This window comes from Pseudoalteromonas fuliginea (assembly GCF_000690055.1).
GTDB classification, from domain to species: domain Bacteria; phylum Pseudomonadota; class Gammaproteobacteria; order Enterobacterales; family Alteromonadaceae; genus Pseudoalteromonas; species Pseudoalteromonas fuliginea.
Genome location: NZ_JJNZ01000044.1, coordinates 1 through 18,436 on the forward strand (window position 1 = coordinate 1; position 18,436 = coordinate 18,436).

At 39.5% G+C, this 18,436-nt stretch carries 18 protein-coding genes; 11 read left to right on the plus strand and 7 right to left on the minus strand.

Going from position 1 to position 18,436, the window contains the following annotated elements; genetic code table 11:
- The 6 genes from DC53_RS07780 to DC53_RS07760 all read right to left on the minus strand — a co-directional run.
- The coding region (locus DC53_RS07780; RefSeq protein ID WP_033030442.1) for an efflux RND transporter permease subunit at positions 1 to 2,750 on the minus strand (2,750 nt) is incomplete at its 3' end.
- An 8-nt stretch (positions 2,751 to 2,758) separates the two neighbouring features.
- Entirely contained in the window at positions 2,759 to 4,366 is a 1,608-nt protein-coding gene (locus DC53_RS07775; protein ID WP_033030444.1) for an efflux RND transporter periplasmic adaptor subunit, read from the minus strand.
- Complete coding sequence (locus tag DC53_RS07770; RefSeq protein WP_033030446.1) at positions 4,356 to 5,732, minus strand: TolC family protein; 1,377 nt, start codon at positions 5,730 to 5,732, stop codon at positions 4,356 to 4,358. Before DC53_RS07770 ends, DC53_RS07775 begins: the two co-directional genes overlap by 11 nt.
- Before the next feature lie 258 nt (positions 5,733 to 5,990).
- Positions 5,991 to 6,353 carry a hypothetical protein gene (locus DC53_RS0120590; RefSeq protein ID WP_239462827.1) on the minus strand — a complete coding sequence of 121 codons (363 nt, stop codon included), beginning with the start codon at positions 6,351 to 6,353 and terminating at the stop codon, positions 5,991 to 5,993.
- Positions 6,354 to 6,447: 94 nt separating this feature from the next.
- The gene (locus DC53_RS07765; RefSeq protein ID WP_033030450.1) at positions 6,448 to 7,062 is read right to left on the minus strand and encodes a paraquat-inducible protein A; all 615 of its coding nucleotides are present in this window, start codon (positions 7,060 to 7,062) and stop codon (positions 6,448 to 6,450) included.
- A gap of 2 nt (positions 7,063 to 7,064) precedes the next feature.
- On the minus strand, positions 7,065 to 8,336 hold the full coding sequence (locus DC53_RS07760) for an EAL and HDOD domain-containing protein (RefSeq protein WP_081824569.1): 1,272 nt from the start codon (positions 8,334 to 8,336) through the stop codon (positions 7,065 to 7,067).
- 505 nt (positions 8,337 to 8,841) lie between these two features.
- Between DC53_RS07760 and DC53_RS07755 the strand changes: the two genes are divergently transcribed.
- Positions 8,842 to 9,408: a PhnA domain-containing protein gene (locus DC53_RS07755; RefSeq protein WP_007375970.1), complete on the plus strand. Its 567-nt coding sequence runs from the start codon at positions 8,842 to 8,844 to the stop codon at positions 9,406 to 9,408.
- A gap of 51 nt (positions 9,409 to 9,459) precedes the next feature.
- Here DC53_RS07755 and DC53_RS07750 read toward each other — a convergent pair whose 3' ends face one another.
- A complete protein-coding gene (locus tag DC53_RS07750; RefSeq protein ID WP_007375969.1) occupies positions 9,460 to 10,299 on the minus strand; it encodes a 23S rRNA (adenine(2030)-N(6))-methyltransferase RlmJ in 840 nt (279 codons plus the stop codon).
- 218 nt (positions 10,300 to 10,517) lie between these two features.
- On the opposite strand from DC53_RS07750, the gene DC53_RS07745 reads away from it, so the two are divergent.
- From DC53_RS07745 to DC53_RS07700, 10 genes are all read left to right on the plus strand, one after another.
- Positions 10,518 to 10,748 (plus strand): cell division protein ZapB, encoded by a 231-nt coding sequence (locus DC53_RS07745; protein ID WP_007375968.1) that lies wholly within the window; start codon positions 10,518 to 10,520, stop codon positions 10,746 to 10,748.
- On the plus strand, positions 10,748 to 11,053 hold the full coding sequence (locus DC53_RS07740; RefSeq protein ID WP_007375967.1) for a cell division protein ZapA: 306 nt from the start codon (positions 10,748 to 10,750) through the stop codon (positions 11,051 to 11,053). Before DC53_RS07745 ends, DC53_RS07740 begins: the two co-directional genes overlap by 1 nt.
- Positions 11,054 to 11,116: 63 nt before the next feature.
- Positions 11,117 to 12,139 carry an MBL fold metallo-hydrolase gene (locus DC53_RS07735; RefSeq protein ID WP_033030452.1) on the plus strand — a complete coding sequence of 341 codons (1,023 nt, stop codon included), beginning with the start codon at positions 11,117 to 11,119 and terminating at the stop codon, positions 12,137 to 12,139.
- Between the two features lie 55 nt (positions 12,140 to 12,194).
- Positions 12,195 to 13,670: a LysM peptidoglycan-binding domain-containing protein gene (locus DC53_RS07730; protein ID WP_033023267.1), complete on the plus strand. Its 1,476-nt coding sequence runs from the start codon at positions 12,195 to 12,197 to the stop codon at positions 13,668 to 13,670.
- Between the two features lie 64 nt (positions 13,671 to 13,734).
- Complete coding sequence (locus DC53_RS07725) at positions 13,735 to 14,223, plus strand: FKBP-type peptidyl-prolyl cis-trans isomerase (protein WP_007375964.1); 489 nt, start codon at positions 13,735 to 13,737, stop codon at positions 14,221 to 14,223.
- A 25-nt stretch (positions 14,224 to 14,248) separates the two neighbouring features.
- Entirely contained in the window at positions 14,249 to 14,977 is a 729-nt protein-coding gene (locus DC53_RS07720; RefSeq protein WP_007375963.1) for an SDR family NAD(P)-dependent oxidoreductase, read from the plus strand.
- Entirely contained in the window at positions 14,974 to 15,813 is an 840-nt protein-coding gene (locus DC53_RS07715) for an amidohydrolase family protein (RefSeq protein WP_007375962.1), read from the plus strand. The genes DC53_RS07720 and DC53_RS07715 overlap by 4 nt, the downstream gene beginning before the upstream one ends.
- A gap of 47 nt (positions 15,814 to 15,860) precedes the next feature.
- Entirely contained in the window at positions 15,861 to 17,438 is a 1,578-nt protein-coding gene (locus tag DC53_RS07710; protein ID WP_007375961.1) for a S41 family peptidase, read from the plus strand.
- Between the two features lie 3 nt (positions 17,439 to 17,441).
- Positions 17,442 to 17,822 (plus strand): hypothetical protein, encoded by a 381-nt coding sequence (locus DC53_RS07705; RefSeq protein ID WP_007375960.1) that lies wholly within the window; start codon positions 17,442 to 17,444, stop codon positions 17,820 to 17,822.
- A 129-nt stretch (positions 17,823 to 17,951) separates the two neighbouring features.
- On the plus strand, positions 17,952 to 18,431 hold the full coding sequence (locus DC53_RS07700; RefSeq protein WP_007375959.1) for a hypothetical protein: 480 nt from the start codon (positions 17,952 to 17,954) through the stop codon (positions 18,429 to 18,431).
- Positions 18,432 to 18,436: the final 5 nt, after the last annotated feature.

Consider the following 18,436-nt stretch of genomic DNA (forward strand, 5'->3'; position numbering starts at 1 on the left):
ACTGAAAAGTTAAAGCCCTCTAAATACATTAGCCATACGCCACCAATCATTGCCAGTGGCAACGTAGCCATAATAATAGTGACCTCAGCAAAGCTTCTAAAATTAAGGTAAAGCAACACAATAATTATTGCTAATGTAAGTGGTAATACATAAGTCAGTTTGTCTTTAGCGCGCTGCATGTATTCATACTGCCCAGCCCACGTAATTGAGTAGCCAGCTGGTAGTATTAGGTCTTTATCGAGCACTTGCTGAGCGTGCTCAACGTAAGTACCAATATCAACGCCATCTATATCAATAAAGCTCCAACCGTTTAAACGTGCATTTTCGCTTTTTATACCAGGCGGTCCATCTTCAATAAATACATTGGCTACATCACCAAGTGCTATACGCTGCCCTGTAGGCGTTACAATGGGTAACAACATTAGTTCTTCTGGCGAGTCTCTGTATGCTTGCGGGTAACGCAAATTAACTGGGTAGCGCTCTTGCCCTTCTACGGTTTGTGTTACGTTTGTACCACCAATTGCTGTAGATACAACTTGCTGTACGTCGCTAATGTTTAAACTATAACGCGCCGCTTTTTCACGATTTATATCTACTTTTATATAACGCCCACCTGCTACTCGCTCTGAGTAAACCGATGCGGTGCCTTGCACATCTTTTAAAAGCACTTCTATTTGTTGACCAATTTTTTGAATTTCACTCAACTTTGGTCCCGCAACTTTAATGCCCACAGGGGTTTTAATACCGGTTGCGAGCATATCAATACGTGTTTTAATTGGCATTACCCACGCGTTCGTCAACCCCGGAAACTTAACCAAACCGTCGAGTTCTTTTTTTAGTTTTTCAAGGGTCATACCCTCGCGCCATTCGTTTTTTGGTTTTAACTGAATAAACGTCTCTATCATTGTAAGCGGTGCAGGATCTGTTGCTGTTTCTGCTCGCCCAACTTTACCAAATACTGTTTTAACCTCGGGTACTGTGGCAATTAGCTTGTCGGTTTGCTGTAGTATTTCGCGCGCTTTACCTACCGATAAACCAGGATACGTTGTGGGCATATACATTAAATCGCCCTCATCGAGTGGCGGAATAAATTCACTGCCTATTTTGTTTACCGGGTAAAAGCCAATAACAGAAACAACCACCGCGAGTACCAATGTCATTTTTGGAGATTTAAGCACCCAGTTAAGTAGTGGGCGATACGCTGCGACGAGTAATCGGTTAACTGGATTTTTTTGCTCCGAAATAACTTTACCTCTAATAAAGTAACCCATTAATACCGGCACTAAGGTAATCGCAAGCCCAGCAGACGCTGCCATAGCATAGGTTTTAGTGTAAGCCAGTGGCGCAAACATACGTCCTTCTTGCGCTTCTAAAATAAATACCGGCATAAAGCTGACGGTAATAATTAATAAACTAAAAAATAATGCAGGACCCACTTCACTCGCCGATTTAGCCACAACTTCCCAGCGGTTTTCGCTGGTAAGTGGCGTTTTTTCCATATGTTTGTGCATATTTTCAATCATGACGATAGCGCCGTCGGTCATTGCGCCTATCGCTATTGCAATTCCCCCTAAAGACATAATATTGGCGTTAATCCCCTGCCAATACATAATTATAAATGCCGTTAAAATGCCAAGCGGTAACGTAATAATTGCCACCAATGATGAGCGCACATGAAACAAAAACACCACACACACTAAAGCAACTACAATCAGCTCTTCAATTAGCTTACTTGTTAGATTATCTACCGCGTTATTTATTAAGTTGGAGCGATCGTACACAGGGACTATTTCAACGCCCTCTGGCAATCCCTTTTTAAGCGATTCTAATTTTGCTTTTACCAGCTCAATGGTTTTTTGTGCATTTTCGCCATAGCGCATAATAACGATGCCACCGGTTACTTCGCCTTCGCCATTAAGCTCTGCAATACCACGGCGCATTTGCGGCCCGACTCTAATATCGGCTACATCACGCAATTGCAGCGCAGTACCATTAGCGTTTACACCAAGCGGAATAGCTTCCAAATCGGCAACACTTTTAATGTAGCCTGTGCTTGTTACCATGTATTCAGCTTCAGCCATTTCAACTACTGAGGCACCCATCTCTTGGTTGCCTTGTTGAATCGCCGTTTGAATAAGGCTAAGCGGGATACCATAAGCACGTAATTTATCAGGCTCTACATTAACTTGATATTGCTTAACCATGCCACCAACAGCAGCCACTTCAGAGACTCCTGATACGGTTTGTAGCTCAAACTTTAAAAACCAATCTTGTAAGCTTCGTAGCTGACTAATATCGTGTTTATTTGTTTTATCAATTAGTGCGTATAAGTAAATCCAACCTACGCCTGTTGCATCAGGGCCAAGCTCTGGCGTAGCGCTATCGGGTAATCGGTTTGCTGCTTGGCTTAGGTATTCTTGTACTCGGCTACGCGCCCAATACAAATCAGTTTTTTCATCAAAAATAACGTAAACGTACGAGTCACCAAAAAACGAAAAACCCCTTACAGTTTGTGCACCCGGCACAGAAAGCATTGCAGTGGTGAGCGGAAATGTGACTTGGTCTTGCACTACTTGCGGCGCTTGCCCCGGGTAAGTAGTTTTTATAATGACCTGAACATCAGATAAGTCAGGCAAGGCATCCACGGGCGTATTTTTTATCGCAAACAACCCTCCACCTAGTAAAATTAATGTAAGCAACAACACAAAAAAGCGATTGCCAACAGACCAGCGAATAATGGCAGTTATCATAATGGCTCCTAGTGAGAACTGTGTTGCATAGGTTGCATAGGTTGCATAGGTTGCATAGGTTGCATAGGTTGCATAGGTTGCATAGTAGAATGATCAATCAGCTCTGCGTTTTGCGCTTTAGTAATTACAAATTCATCGTTAATAATGCTAAAAGTAAAATTAATATACTGGGCATTTTCAAACTGACTAATATCAATATCTGGCGCTAATACAAAGTCCATTGTGGCGGGTTCTCGATTCCATTTTTCAATGGCTTCTCGACTAATATTTATAATGCGATTTTGTATATCTATGGCATTAATAGTGCCGTTAACCGTGGCGCTTTGTGGCTGCATATCCATGTTCATATTAGAGCCTGAACCAGAATCCGACCCCATACCTGAGCTAATACCAGAACTAGGTATTTCCATTCGTTTAAAGTCGGAGCTTTTACTCGACTCAGAATCTATTAAAAATTGCGCTGAGGTCACTACCGTGTCACCTGTCGTCACGCCTGACAAAATGACCGCTTCATTACTATTAATTTGCCCAACTTCGACTTCTACCGATTTAAAACGACCCCCACCTAATGCAATAACTACACGGTTTTGATGCTGCGTGCGAATTACCGCTTCTTTTGGTACTGTAAATTGCGCCTTACTCGCTTTAGCGTGAATGCTCACTTGTGCAAACATATTTGGTTTTAACCGATGATCTGCATTTTCAAACCTAAGCCTTACACGCAGCGTTCGGTTTTTAGCATCAAGCGCGGGGTAAATGTAATCAACCTTGCCTTCCCACTTTTGACCTTTTAAGTAATCAAGCGTCATTGTAACGGGCAAGCCCACGCTAACCTGTTCTGATTGGCGCTCGAATACTTCTGCCTCTACCCAAATTTCATCAAGCTGAGCAATACTCATCATTGATGTGCCTGGTTTAACGTAAAAGCCTTCTCGTACTGTTAGCTCATCTACCACACCACTTTGCTTTGCGTAAAAAGTAATGTTTTGCATTATCTTTTTATTTTTTTGTAAGCGCTCGATAAATCCATCAGACACATTTAACGACTCTAAACGTGCCTTTGCTGCGCGAATTAACACGGTATTATTACGATTCACCGCCAATAAAAACTCTTCCTGTGCATTCACCAATTGTGGTGAATACAAAGTATATAAAGGCTCACCGGCTTTAACTTGTGCTCCTTGCGCTTTAACGTACAAGCTTTCAATCCAGCCCTCTACACGCGGATGAATGTGAATAAGTTGGTCTTGGTTATATTGCACATACCCTACAGTATTTATATCGCTGTGAAGTGTTTTAAGCTGCACTTTGGCGGTTCTTACCCCCAAGTTATTAACTACTGCAGGCGAAATAGTTACTGCACCTGGTCCATCCTGAGCATTGCTATCGTTTTCATATACAGGGACTAAATCCATTCCCATTGGCGACAGCCCTGGCGCGTCACGCCTGTAATTACTATCCATAGGGGCTACCCAATATAAGGGCTGTTTTTCAGCACTTTGCTGTTCATGCATTGCCGAGTTACTAGGTAAAAACTGCATTACTAAGGCGCCAATTAACGCAAATGCGCCCGCACCAACTAAGGCAGCAACAAGTAACTTTAAATTAGTATTCATTGTGTAATTCTCCAGTTTGCTCGCTCATTACTTGGGGGTCTAAGCTACTTGCATAATAATTAAGGCGAGCGGTAATAATATGCTGATCTACTTGAATATTAAGCGCGTCTATTTTGGCGTTAAGCTCACTAATACGCGCGCGCATCACGTCAGAAAAATCCCCATCGTCGCGCGTATAAGCATTAAGTGTTGCTTGAGATTGCTCTGACATTTGCGGTAATAACGTACTTTGATAAAGCGCATCGCGTTTTTGCAAACGAGCGAGTTGGCTAAACTCCTTAAAGTACATGCCTTTGAGTTTTTGAAGCGCCACCAGCTTTTGTGTTTTAGTAGCTTCTGCACTAGCAATAGCCGATTTAACCTGTTGATCTTGTCTGTTATCAGTAAACAATGGCAAATCAATGCTAAATCCTACTGAAAGTAAATCAGCTCGCGACTCCCCCATCGGCGTATCATCTCGGTAACCATAACCCACATTAACGCCCATTTGAGGTTTGTAACTTTGCTTGGCGAGTGCAACTTCGGTTTGCTTTGCGGTGACGGTTTTGTCTATCGCAATAATTGCGGGATGCGCCATAAGCAACTGTATTAATTTATCAAATTCAAGGTTTGCAAAATCAACCAGCCCTGTGGTTTTAGTAAATTCGGCATTTAAAGGCTGCATAAGCATATTCATAGGTAACCACTGTGCTAAACGGTTTTTAGCACTTTCAAATTGCTGCTCAAGCATAACCAGCTTATCTTCAAGGCGAGTGAGTTCTAATTGCGCACGAATAATATCTTGCTGGCGTGTTTTACCTAAGGTACTTGCGTAGCTTGCTTCGGTAATTTCAATAAGCTGAGTAAATAATCCTTTATCTTGCTCAATTAAAGCAATACTTCGCTGAGCACGATACGCGTTTAACCACGACTCAATCACAATTGCTTTTACTTGTGCTAGGCGATCGGCGCGCTGCCAAGGATATTGTTGAGCAGACTGAGCTAATGCCTTTTGTTTAAGTGCTAAACTATTCCCTCGGCTAAACTTTTGGCTCAAATCGACTTTAAGCTGCGTCATCCCTTCTTGATCAAATGCATAACCGTTAGTAGGCAAGTTAAGTAAGCCAACCGTTAAAACAGGATCGGGTAAGGTGCCTGCGGCAATACTTTGCGCTATTGCGGCATCTTCTTGGTAGCCACTCGCTTTTAGCCATGGCTCATGCGTTAGTGCATAATTAAGCGCTTGCGTTAAGCTAAGCGTTTGCTCATTGCGGGCTTGCTTTAGCGTATCGATATTTAGGTTATTTGAATTTTTTTGCGCATTAACAGCTGTGCTAAATAACACAACACTACATAATACGGCTTTAATACTTACAGCGTGGTTCATCACCTGCTCCATCTAAAAATAAAAGAAATTCTTAAATTAGGAAGCAAAAAAGGTGTTTAGGAGTTTTACAAAAACCTTTTATATCAATTGCATTGAATTAATAATCTATTATTGCGGTAGGAAAATAGCTCTATAACAAGGAAAAAATTACGCAGTATAGTTACTTTATATAAGTAATTTTTAACGCAGTTAGAGAGGTATTTAACTCGCGAGAATGAGCATGTTTTCAATAAAATTGATATTACACCTATCCTGCTATTAAGCAGACATAGGAGGGCGGTAGAGTGAACGAGGTATATTAATTTGTGTAGTAAATACACTTATATTTACTTTTTCAGATTCAAGTAAAATAACGCGAAATAAAGTATCAACATTAACCATTGAATTAGCAGCGCAGCCACTAATAGGGCATTTGCAATCATTTTGTGGCGTACTTTCGTCGTCGCAACAATCCATCTGCATCATATTTTCAGACATGCTAGCGACAGCTGTTGTATCACTACTTTGTGTCATTGGCATTTGGGCATGCATTGCTGTTTTCGTTGGCATATGTGGCATTTCGCATACCATAGCTACAGACGCAACTGCCTGACCCACAAAAATGAGCAGTAAAGTTATCATGAGTAAACTAGAGTAAAAACGTTGCAACATTATGCCTTTTAATAAATTTTAAAATGATTGTAAGATAACCTAACGGCAACCACAAATACTTTAATTATGTAAACTGCGGTTTATCAGGTGTTTTAATTAAGTTACTCGCTATAATTGCAAATATACAATATGCGCTAAAATACCAAAAGCCCTCACCAAATTGTGCATTCATAACAAGTAGCTCACCACTTTTACCATGAGCGTTACCTGCTAGATAAGTCACTATTAATGCAATAACAAATACATCAACCATGCTCCACTTACTTAATGCACAAATAACCAGACCGAGCTTTTGCTTAAACCCATTCAAAGGTAGGCAACAATAAAGCAATTGTAATAGCAGCTTCAAGCTTGGAATAACAATAGAAAACAACCCCACTAAAGCAGCTACAAGTAAATTGTTATTATTAGCAAGTTCTTTAACTGTACCTAAAATACTTTGTGTTTTGTTATAGGCGCTAATCTCGCCCTCTAACTTATCAAGCCCTAGCATATTCGAGAACATCATTAGCATGCTGCGAGTCCGGCCATCGCCCTCTTCAGCCAGCATTTCAATACCCGCTTGCGCTAACTTTGATTTATCTATGTTGCCCTCTATTGTTAATACTGGTTTTGTAATACCAGGAAACAATAAACAAAGAGCAACCACTACACTTATAACCGACAACCAATTACGCATATTTAATCAACCACAACCTCTATTACATCATCACTATAAAGCATCGACTCTAAAACAAAGTTATAAAGTTTCTCAATTGGGAGCTGTGGATTGATTTCTTTTAAGGTTGTATCAACTAATGACCAGTTTTTATTTTCAATAGCTTTGGCAAGGATTAAGCAATCGCCTAGCACCCCAGAGCCATATAATAAGGCATCAGTGATATCTTTGTTTAGTGTAAATTCTTTAACAATACTATTTAATTCAATATCCAAAATGGCATCAAGCATTGAGAACAACCCAACTAAATAGCCTTGCTGAGCCAAATCACGACTTTCTTCAGTTAAAATTAACTCTATTAACCTTGCTCGCACAAGTGCAAATTTAGTGAGCTCCGTCGGTTTATCTATACCTAAGTCACTGAGAGCTAGTACGCGGACAAACTGGCGAATAACGTCTTCGCCTAGATACACTACAGCTTGCGAAATAGACGTAATTACTAAATTACTATTTCCTGAGCGTGCATTAGCTAATTTCAAAATACGCGTGGTAATACCAACATCTCTCGCTACACGCTGATGTATCTCCTCAAAACATAAAGACTCTTTTGACGTTGATTTAAGTAAATCAAACACAGTAACTTTTGAAGGATCGATACCACTGTAAGTTAGCATTTCTGGACGAGCAAAAAAGAATCCCTGAAATAAGTCACATCCAGCAGTTTTTAGTACTTTAAACTGCTCGTGTGTCTCTATACGCTCAACAATAATTTTACAGTGAGGGTATTTACGCTTAAGCTTTTTTACGTGCATATTAGTTTTTATTATGGGCTCATCGGCCTCTATTTTTATATAACTAACAAGTGCTAATAATGGCTCCCACTTTGCATCGCCATCATAATCATCAAGTGCAAAAGTGTATCCCTCTTTTTTTAATGACGTAACACGTTTAGCTACTTCATCTATATTCACTGTGCGTTCTACAATTTCAATAACCGTCATTTCAGGATTTAATAATTTAGGGAAGTCATCGAGTAATGCATCCGTTGATAAATTAATAAATGCCAGTTGATGCGCAGTAAGCTTTTCAGCACCTACCAACATAAGCGTATTAAAAAATAAACGGCTCGTTGCATGTTCATCACTTGTACCTACTGGAAAGGCGTTATTTGATGAATTCCTATACAGCAACTCATACGCAAAAACCTCTTTTTCAGCATTAAATATGGGTTGTCTTGCTACATACTGCGTAAGCGTAAGAGTAGGAGTTAAAGTTGGTGTATTAGACACTTTCAATAGGTTTAGCCTGTAAGTTCATGTGTGCAATTAGCACTTATATAGTTACTTTAATACATGTGACAAATTAAAAGTATAGTAAAAATATCTTAATCATTGCAAACAACTAAAAGTAAATCATATAAAAGGATGCTCAACTAAATATAAAATAGCGATCTATTGCCATCGTTTTTATTATCAAACCTCCCGCAGACACATTACACATATTGCATAAACGCCTTACAAAAAGAATAAACAACTGGGCTTGTTGACCTTTGTGGATTGAAATTTGTTCAATCGTGGGGCTATTTATGAGAATAACCACACACCATAGGCTCTGCCTCGCCTAAATACCAAACTGACTGCTGTAAATTTAACCTCGAAAGATAAGCAGACCTAGGGTTCAGAAATTAAAAACCCCCGCATGAATAATATACCCTTACAAAACCAAGGGGCTTATAGCGTTCAGCAGCCCTGCTAGGGTATAATAACGCCAAATGTAAACTTCACTTAAATAAGAACCTTCATGAGTATTGAAAAAGCCTTAATTGAACGCAGTAGTAATCAATGTGAATTATGTGCAGCAACCGAAAACCTTTCTGTATACGAAGTACCTCCTGTGACAGAAACTCATTCAGATAAATGTATTTACACATGTCAAACCTGTAAAGATCAAATCGAAAACAGTAGCGAATTAACACCAACACATTGGCACTGTTTAAATGACAGCATGTGGAGCCAAACACCCGCAGTACAAGTTGTAGCTTACAGAATGCTTTCGCGCTTAGCGCCTGATAATGGCTGGGCACAAGACGCACTCGACATGATTTACCTTGAAGAAGATACACTTGCTTGGGCTAAAAAAGCACTTGCGGAAGATGACGATGTTAAACATGTTGATAGCAACGGTGTGGTACTTCAAGCTGGCGATACCGTTACACTTATTAAAGATTTAGACGTTAAAGGCAGTAGCCTTACCGCTAAACGCGGTACCGCAGTACGCAATATTGGCTTAACGAGTAATCCTGAACATATTGAAGGGCGAGTTGATGGTCAACGTATTGTTATTTTAACTAAATACGTTAAAAAATAAGGCATAAAAATAAGCGCTGTATTGCACAGCGCTTTTTATTTAACATTTCAGCTATTCATTTACTAATTGTTCACTACGATAAAAGCCACTCGGCTTGCTTAATAAAGTCATGAGCTCTGGTAGCACTGCATCCATAGTTTGCTTTAGTTTCCATGGCGGATTAATGACTATCATGCCAGATGCGGTCATGCCGTGTACATCGGTGTCATCTTCAGTGCCCAATTCAAATAATTGAATATTACGCATACCTGAATCTATTAAACCTTGCTCCATATTATCAATACGTTCCCTATCCACTACAGGATACCAAATCATATAAGTACCTGTCGAAAAACGCTGGTACGCTTTGATTAAAGTAGTAACAACCGTTTCATAATCATCCTTAATTTCATATGGTGGGTCGATCAATACACATGCTCTGCGTGAAGCAGGTGGCAAAAGGCCTACCAATCCAGTAAATCCATTCTCACCACGTACACGAATAGATCGTTTACCTTGCATATTCTCTTCAAGTAATAACAAATCGCGCGGATGCAGCTCAAAAAACCATCCTTTATCGTGACGACGTAAAAAGTGCTCAGCAATCTTTGGTGAGCCCGGATAAAATGCAAGTTCATCTGTTTCATTAAACGATTTAATTAACGCTATATATTCATTAAGCGCAGCGTGTTCACTTTTATGCTGCCACAACTTTTCTATACCATCTTGATATTCTTGTGTTTTTTGCGAATCAGCTGCGGCTAATTCAAAAAAACCTGCGCCTGAGTGTGTGTCTATGTAATCAAGTGGTTTATCTTTAATTGTTTGATAACCTAGTACTTGCGCTAACACTAAATGTTTGAGTACATCGGCAGGGTTACCAGCATGAAATGAGTGTCTATAACTAAGCATTATTTATTTTCGCCATACGCTATTTAATAAAAAACAGTGAACCATAAGCACTATACTTTGGCAACTGAGAGTGAACCATTTATGAATGAAAAAGCCTTCACGCTGAATTATCCCTTAACGCAGAAGAAAAATCAGCTAAAACCACCGTAAATGCTGGCAAATCAATACACTTTGCTTTACATTTGCATGACATTAATTACAGTTATATGAGCGCCTTTATGAATAACAATACTCTTCAACAACTCGAACAACTGATCGATTCACTAATTGATCGTAATAATCAATTGCTAACTGATGTTTCAAACTTAAAAGAACAAAATAGCAAACTAGCAGATGAAAACGAACTATTACAGCTAGAAGCTATTGAAAACGAAGAAAAACAAAAAGATGCCAGCACAACTTTATCTGGTCTTCTTGATAAATTACAAAGTGCACAACAGGCTAGCTAATGTCTGAGCTGCAAAACCAGCGGGTCACTGTTGAGTTGCTAGGTCAAGAGCAGCAATTTGCTTGTCCTGAAGGACAAGAAGAGGCACTAATAGCAGCAGCTAAAAACCTTAATGATTTGGTGGAGCAAATGAAACAACGCTCTTCAGTTCGAAATGATCAAAAAGCCTTACTTATGGCAGCGTTAAACTTAAGCCACGAATTGCTAGAAGCAAAAACACAGGCTACAGTTGAGCAGCAGCAACAAGACCAACTCGTTGACAAACTAAGTCAGCATTTGGCAAGTGACCCCACACATCAAAAATAAAAAGCGCAAACTGCGCTTTTTGTTTATTATTAGCATAATTAAATAATAGCGTAGAGACACAGGATGAAGTTAAACCTATCTTATATAATCGCTTCATGTAAATACTTACTACTAGCATGTTCTTTATTACTCGTAGCGCCAACAACTTATGGCGCAGTCAATTGGGTAACTATTAATGCTAATATCCAATTTTTAGAACAAGAAAAAAAGCTGCGTTTTTACGACTCTAACCAAGTACTTATCGAAGGTGACAAGTGTGCACTACTTGTTGATGCAAGCGGTAATTTTGCTGCTGTGGAACAGCTAGCTAATGACCTAAAAAAACACCTAAAAACACCATTATGCTACTTAGTTGCTTCGCATTACCACGATGATCATTTACTCGGTATGGCGGTTATGCAACACTTCTACCCTGATGCAAAACTAATTGTGCATCAGCAAGTAAATAGCGATTTTAATCGCTATCAAAAAGCATTTAATGACCAACTCGATAGTTACGAAAAAAGTATAGAGCTGAGTTACCAACGCTTAGCCGGTATTTCAAAAGCAGAACAAGCACAATGGCGTGAAAAGTTGGAGCTTGCAAAAAAACGCCTTTTTCGCTGGCAAGAATATCAACTAAAGTCGCCAGAAATTATTATTGATGAAAATAAAACACTTGATTTAGGGGGTTTTAAAGTAACCTTAAACGCCCATAAAGCCCACACAAGTGGTGACTTAACACTCACAACTAATAGCGGTCGTGTTTTAATTGGTGGCGACATTGTTGACTGGCTCCCTTATCCTGGGCACGGCGAATTTAAAAGCTGGCAAACGCTGCTTAAACAATACATTGACGATGAAAATCTTGCGCTGATTATACCAGGGCATGGTGGTATACTTGATAGAGCTCAACTCAAACAGCCGTTAGCATTTCTAACCGCTATTACTGAGCATGTGAACAAAAACAACGATCAAACGATAGAACAACTTGTGTTATCGTTTCCTGAAAAAGTAATGAAACCTTACACAGAAGAATCTTTAAATGCAAAATCGAGCAATTTGTTTTTGCAATCAGGATTAGCTCGCGCGAAAAACGCAAAATAACCCAACACAATGGACTGTGTTAAAATAGTAAAAGGAATTTACAAAAGTGAATATTATGCGCAGCTTGTCTCTCTGTTTTTTAGTTTTATTTCTATTCGGTTGTGAAACAACTGAATCAGAAATTCAAGAAACGCCAAAAATATTTACTCACTTTGAGCCAAAACACACTTTTTTAGACAAATCGGATCAACGCATAATTGAAGATGCTCAAGTAAAGCCTCAGAACACAGTATTACTACATAAAAAAGTAAACATTAAAAAGCCATCTCCCAAAGCAACTGACTTATGGGTTCACATTGCCGAGAACCTGCATTTTAAAATTGATCAAAACCGAGCTTTAAAGCAACGTATAAATTGGTATTTAAAGCAACCCAATTACTTACGTGCTGTAAACAAACGCGCAGCGCCGTACCTGTATCACATCGTAAAAAAAATTGAGCAAAAGCAACTACCTATGGAGCTCGCTTTACTACCATTTGTAGAAAGCGATTTTAGACCAACGATAGCCTCATCACAGCAAGCTGTTGGTGTTTGGCAGTTAGTTGGCGCAACGGCGCATCACTTTGGTGTTAAGTCAGACCAATGGTACGACGGCCGCCAAGACGTACTTGCTTCAACCGATGCTGCACTTGATTACTTAAGTTACTTACATAAACGCTTTGATGGTAATTGGCTACACGCTTTGGCCGCTTATAACAGTGGTGAGGGCCGTGTTAAACGCGCAATCGAAAAAAACAAAAAGCGCGGTAAAAGCACCGATTACTGGTCGCTAAGCCTACCAAAAGAAACCGCTGACTACGTCCCCAAGTTACTCGCTTTAAGCTATTTAGTTAAACACCCACAAAAAGGCATTAAGCGCCCAAAGCTTGCATATAAGCCATTTACAACACAGATGAATATAGGCCAGCAGTTTGACTTTTCAGTTATTGCTAAGCTCTCTGGTATAGGCTCCAAGCAGTTACATGCAATCAATCAGGGGTACTTAAAAAATCAAAGCTCACCTAACGGGCCGCACACTTTACTGCTTCCTATAGGGCAAGAGGCATTATTAAAAAGTCAGTTTTTTAAATCAAACTTTGCTGGAGAGTACATCGTTAAACAAAACGACACGCTTTATGGTATCGCTAAGCGTTTTAGTATGTCGGTAAAAGCTCTAAAACAACTTAATAATAAAAATAATAATTTAATCGGCGTTGGAGAAAAGTTATTAGTTGGACAACCTAAAACTCTGCCAAGCACATTAACTGTTGATTACAAAATTAGCCCTTATTTAGAGCACCAAGAGATTGCGATTCCCACCATTGAAATAGATTACGAAGTTAAGTCAGGCGATAGCCTTTGGAGTATAAGTCAGCTTTATGATGTCCCTCATAGCGACTTGGCAAAATGGAATAAGCTCTCTGCATCAAGCATTTTAAAGCCAGGCACTCAATTAGTGCTGTTTATACCCCAGGCTGAAAAGCAAAAAGCAGCACCAATAAAAAAAGATTTACTGCTAGATTTACAAAAAACACTAAATCAGCCACGTTAAGTTTATAAACAAGTATATTTCGCGTAAAATCAGCCTCAACATAGTCAAATTTAAAGAGATAAGCATGCAAATCAGTAAAAATTCAGCTGTTGAATTTCACTACACACTCAGTGAAGGCACTGAACAAGTAGAAAGCAGCACAAACGAAGCACCACTCACTTACATTCATGGTAGCGAAGGCATGCTTCCTGGTTTAGAAAAAGCACTTGAAGGCAAACAAGCTGGTGAGAAGTTTAGTGTAACGCTAGAGCCAAGTGAATCGTACGGCGAGCGTGTTGATGACTTAATTCAACGCATCCCGCTTAAGCACTTACAAGGCGACGTTAAAGTATGGAAACCAGGTATGACAGCAATGGTAAGTTCTAACCAAGGTCGTCATCAAGTGACTATTGTTAAAGTAGGTCGCTTTAACGCAGATTGTGATTTAAACCACCCATTTGCGGGTAAAACGCTAACATTTGATGTGGAAATCATCTCTGTACGTGAAGCAACAAGTGAAGAAGTTTCTCACGGACATGTGCACGCTGAAGGCGGCTGTGGCCACTCTCACTAATCACCTTTACTAATTAGGATCAAATATGGCTAAAGTTGCTATTGTTACTGGCGGAACAAAAGGCATTGGTTTAGCAGTAATTAAACGCTTGCTAAACAGTGGTTACCAAGTTCATAACCTCGATATAGAGCCTAGTGAATACGGTATATTCCATCAGTGCGATGTCAGTGATGTAACAGCCGTACGTAGCTGTATTAATATTATATACGAGCAATCGCAACGAATAGACGTACTTGTTTCTAATGCAGGAAAGCATTTAAGCGCAAATATACAAAGCACCGACGAGCAAACTCTCGATGCACTGTTTGCGCTTAATGTTAAAGGCGCTTATGCGGCAGTACAAAGTGTATTGCCTAGCATGAAAGCGCAAAATAACGGCGTTATTATATTAGTCGCTTCCGATCAGGCGCTTATAGGTAAGCAAAACTCTTTTGCGTATAACCTGACCAAACACGCCCTTGCCTCTATGGCAAAAACAACAGCGCTTGATTACGCGAGTTTCAATATTAGAGCAAATGCCGTATGCCCTGGCACGATAGAGACCCCGCTATTTCATAACGCAATAGATGCGTACTGTAAAAAAAGTGGTGCAAACAAGGCCGAGATAGTTGCCGAAGAAGCAAGCCTTCAACCGCTTAACCGATTGGGGCAAGCCGACGAAGTTGCCGCTCTTGTGAGCTTTTTAGCAAGCGACGATGCCAGCTTTATTACTGGCAGCCTACAAAGTATTGACGGTGGCTATACTGCCCAATGAGTAAAAAAATAATTGACCCGCATGTCCATTTCTTTAATTTAATTGAGGGTCAGTATTTATGGTTGCAGGGCGCCAATCCGCCAACATGGACAAATTTAGATAAAATAAAACAGCAAATTAGCGCAGAACAACTTATTGAAAGCACTGATTTCGAACTTTCTGGCTTAGTGCATATAGAAGCTGGATTTGATAACAGCGCACCTATTAATGAGTTAAAATGGCTTGATAAACACTTAAGTAATATTGCCTATAAAGCGATTAGCTTTATACAAATTGATCAAGACAGTGAGTCATTTGAACGTACGCTAAAAAACCTTATACACCCAACGTTAGCCGGGATCCGAGATATTACCGAAGGCAATGATGCAGCACGCTTATTAAACAGTTTTTGCTTAGATAATCTTAAAATATTAAGCCACTTGAATCTGCATTTTGAAGCGCAGCTTGAGCTTGAAAATATACCAATAGTAAAAAAATTAGCGTATTACGCGAAGCAACTCCCACATCTACAGATTGTAATTAATCATGCTGGATTACCAAGCAATATAATACTTTGGCAACAAGGTATTGAACTATTAGCCAAAAATTGTAACGTTGCAATTAAGTTTTCAGGGTTTGAGCTTCTGTCGCTAAATAACCAACAGCAAATTACGTGTTTTGATATTATTTTTCAGCATTTTGGTGAGCAACGGATTATGTTTGCCAGTAATTTCCCCGTTTGCCAAATTAACTCCAGCTATAACAATTTATGGCATGCTCATTTGGGGTTGTGTAACAGCGATCACATCTGGCACCATTTAAGCTACAAAAATGCCAAACATCTCTATCTAGTATAAATAAAAACCGCTATATTTACGTAATAGTATAAAAAGCGAGCCTTCACATGTTCATTCCTACGAAGTTAAATATTGCAAAAACCATTCTGCCTTTAACACTTATTAGCATCTTAAGCGCATGTGGCGGTGGCGGAAGTTTAAATGACAGTAATAGTGTCACTCCTATTGGCTCAAATACAACAACTTGGACCGCCAATGAATTTGCTCGCGCTAGTCAATTTAAAGGCCAGTGCCAAGCAAGTGATGAGAAGAACTGGCTACGTTCATGGAGTAACGAAACATACCTTTGGTATGATGAAATTATCGACACTGACCCAGCTCTTACGAGTGGAGTCCTTGATTACTTTGAACAACTAAAAACCAATGAACTCACCGAATCGGGTGCAAAAAAGGATAACTTTCATTTTAATTTACCTACCGATGAGTGGGAACGCCAAAATCAAGCAGGCGTAAGTTATGGCTACGGTTTCAATATAAAAATTCTAGCGTCTAGCGCACCTCGCCAAGCCATAATAAGTTATACGCAGCCCAATACTCCGGCAAGTAACCAAAACCTAACACGTGGATTTGAGTTAGTTGAAGTAGATGGTATTGATTTTGTAAATACCAACTCATCAAATGATGTTAGTGTTATTAATGCAGGTTTATTCCCTACGCAAACAGGTAAAGTAACTGAGTTTGTATTTAAAGATATCAACACCAACGAAAACCGTACTGTTACCCTCACGTCGCAAAATATAACCTCGCAACCGGTAAGTAATGTACGGACTGACTTAGCAAATGGAGAGGTTGGATATTTTCAATTTAATAGCCATAATGCAATTGCTGAAGAGCAACTATACAACGCATTTAACCAACTTGCTGCAAGCGACATTAAAGACTTAGTCATCGATATACGCTATAACGGTGGTGGGCTTTTACAAATGGCAAGCCAAATTGCTTATATGATTGCAGGTAATAGTAATACACAAGGTAAGGTTTTTGAACGTACTATTTTTAACGATAAAAACCCAAATACCAACCCAATAACAGGGCAAGCACTTACCCCAATGTCTTTTACCAATCAATTTGTGGGATTTGAGAGCAACCCAAGTATTACACCGGGTACACCTTTGCCAACACTTAACTTAAATCGTGTATTTGTGCTTACAACCAGCAGCACTTGCTCTGCCAGTGAAGCCATTATTAATGGTCTACGCGGCGCAGATGTAGAGGTGATTCAAGTGGGTTCAGGTACTTGTGGAAAACCATATGGCTTTTACCCAACAGATAATTGCGATACAACTTATTTCACCATTCAATTTACCGGCGAGAACAATAAAGGCTTTGGTGAATTTTCAGATGGTTTTGCACCACAAAATACATTAGATAACGCACTCCAGCCTGTATTAATAGCAGGCTGTGCCGTTGCAGATGATTTTACTACTTCCTTAGGTGATGCTAATGAAGCACTACTCAAAACGGCACTTAGCTATCGCACAACAGAAAGCTGTCCTGCGCCAAGCTCTACCAGTAGCAAGCAGGGTTTTGCTCCATCAATTGTAGATGATTCACCAAAGGTAGAAGATACCCGAGTGCAAACCATGCTTAATCAAAATATTATTCTCAGCGATAACATAAGGTAGGCTATGCAAATGCGTTTACTAATAATCACAGCTATCATAATGTGTACGCTTACTGGGTGCTCAGCACAAAGCTCTGAGTCGACACCTAAGCTGCAACATGCATTATTGGTAGAGCCAAATAGTGAGGCTGTAGCCGAGGTTATAGCTCTACTACTTCATAGTCAGCAGATACAATTAGCTGATGACGTATTTTTAACAAGTAGTACGGTAACGCTCGATAGACTTAATCAAAAAGACACTTTGGGTAACCCGATTATAGGCAAGCAACTCAACATGCCCGATCAATTTGAGTTAATGATTAAAAACGAGCAATGTTTTGTACGTCACCTTGATAGTAAGGCAACCAAAGTCATAAATGATGTTAATTGCCGAGTAAATAACTAGTTTGCTCAATGGCAATTTATGTATAAAAAACGCTATGCTCACTGGAGTATATGTTTTACCTAAGCGCAGGTTATTTAACCTGTAAAACAACTATAATGACATTTATTAACCCTAAAACAGGATATTAAAATGAATAATCTTAGCTTTCGAGTTATTCCTACAGAAAATGGACAATGGAACATTTTTAGCCCTACGGGCGGAGAGAGTGAAAATATTTGTATTGATTATAAAGCATTAAAGGCAGGCCAAGCCGTCAATTTATATTATGAATTGGTTGATTGTCTAGGATGGGAATTCGCTGAAAATGGCACCTATTTCTCTGATGCTAAAGATAATTTTAATTATCAATTAACAAGTATAGTGGCCAATAGCGGTCAATCACTTATAGTGTCTATCTCAAGTATCATTCCTGCCCACGCATTACCTGCTCAGCTAGCAACAGAACTTGCTAACAATCCAGACGAAGCTGTTTCAGGTATGCTAAGTGAGAGCGCAGACTATGAAGTAAACTTCCGTCTTGTCGCTAAAAACACAGCTAATCAAGAACCAACAATGCGTTATTTTTCTCAAGATCCGCGAGTGATTCTTCAAGACATGGAACCACACTAGGAATT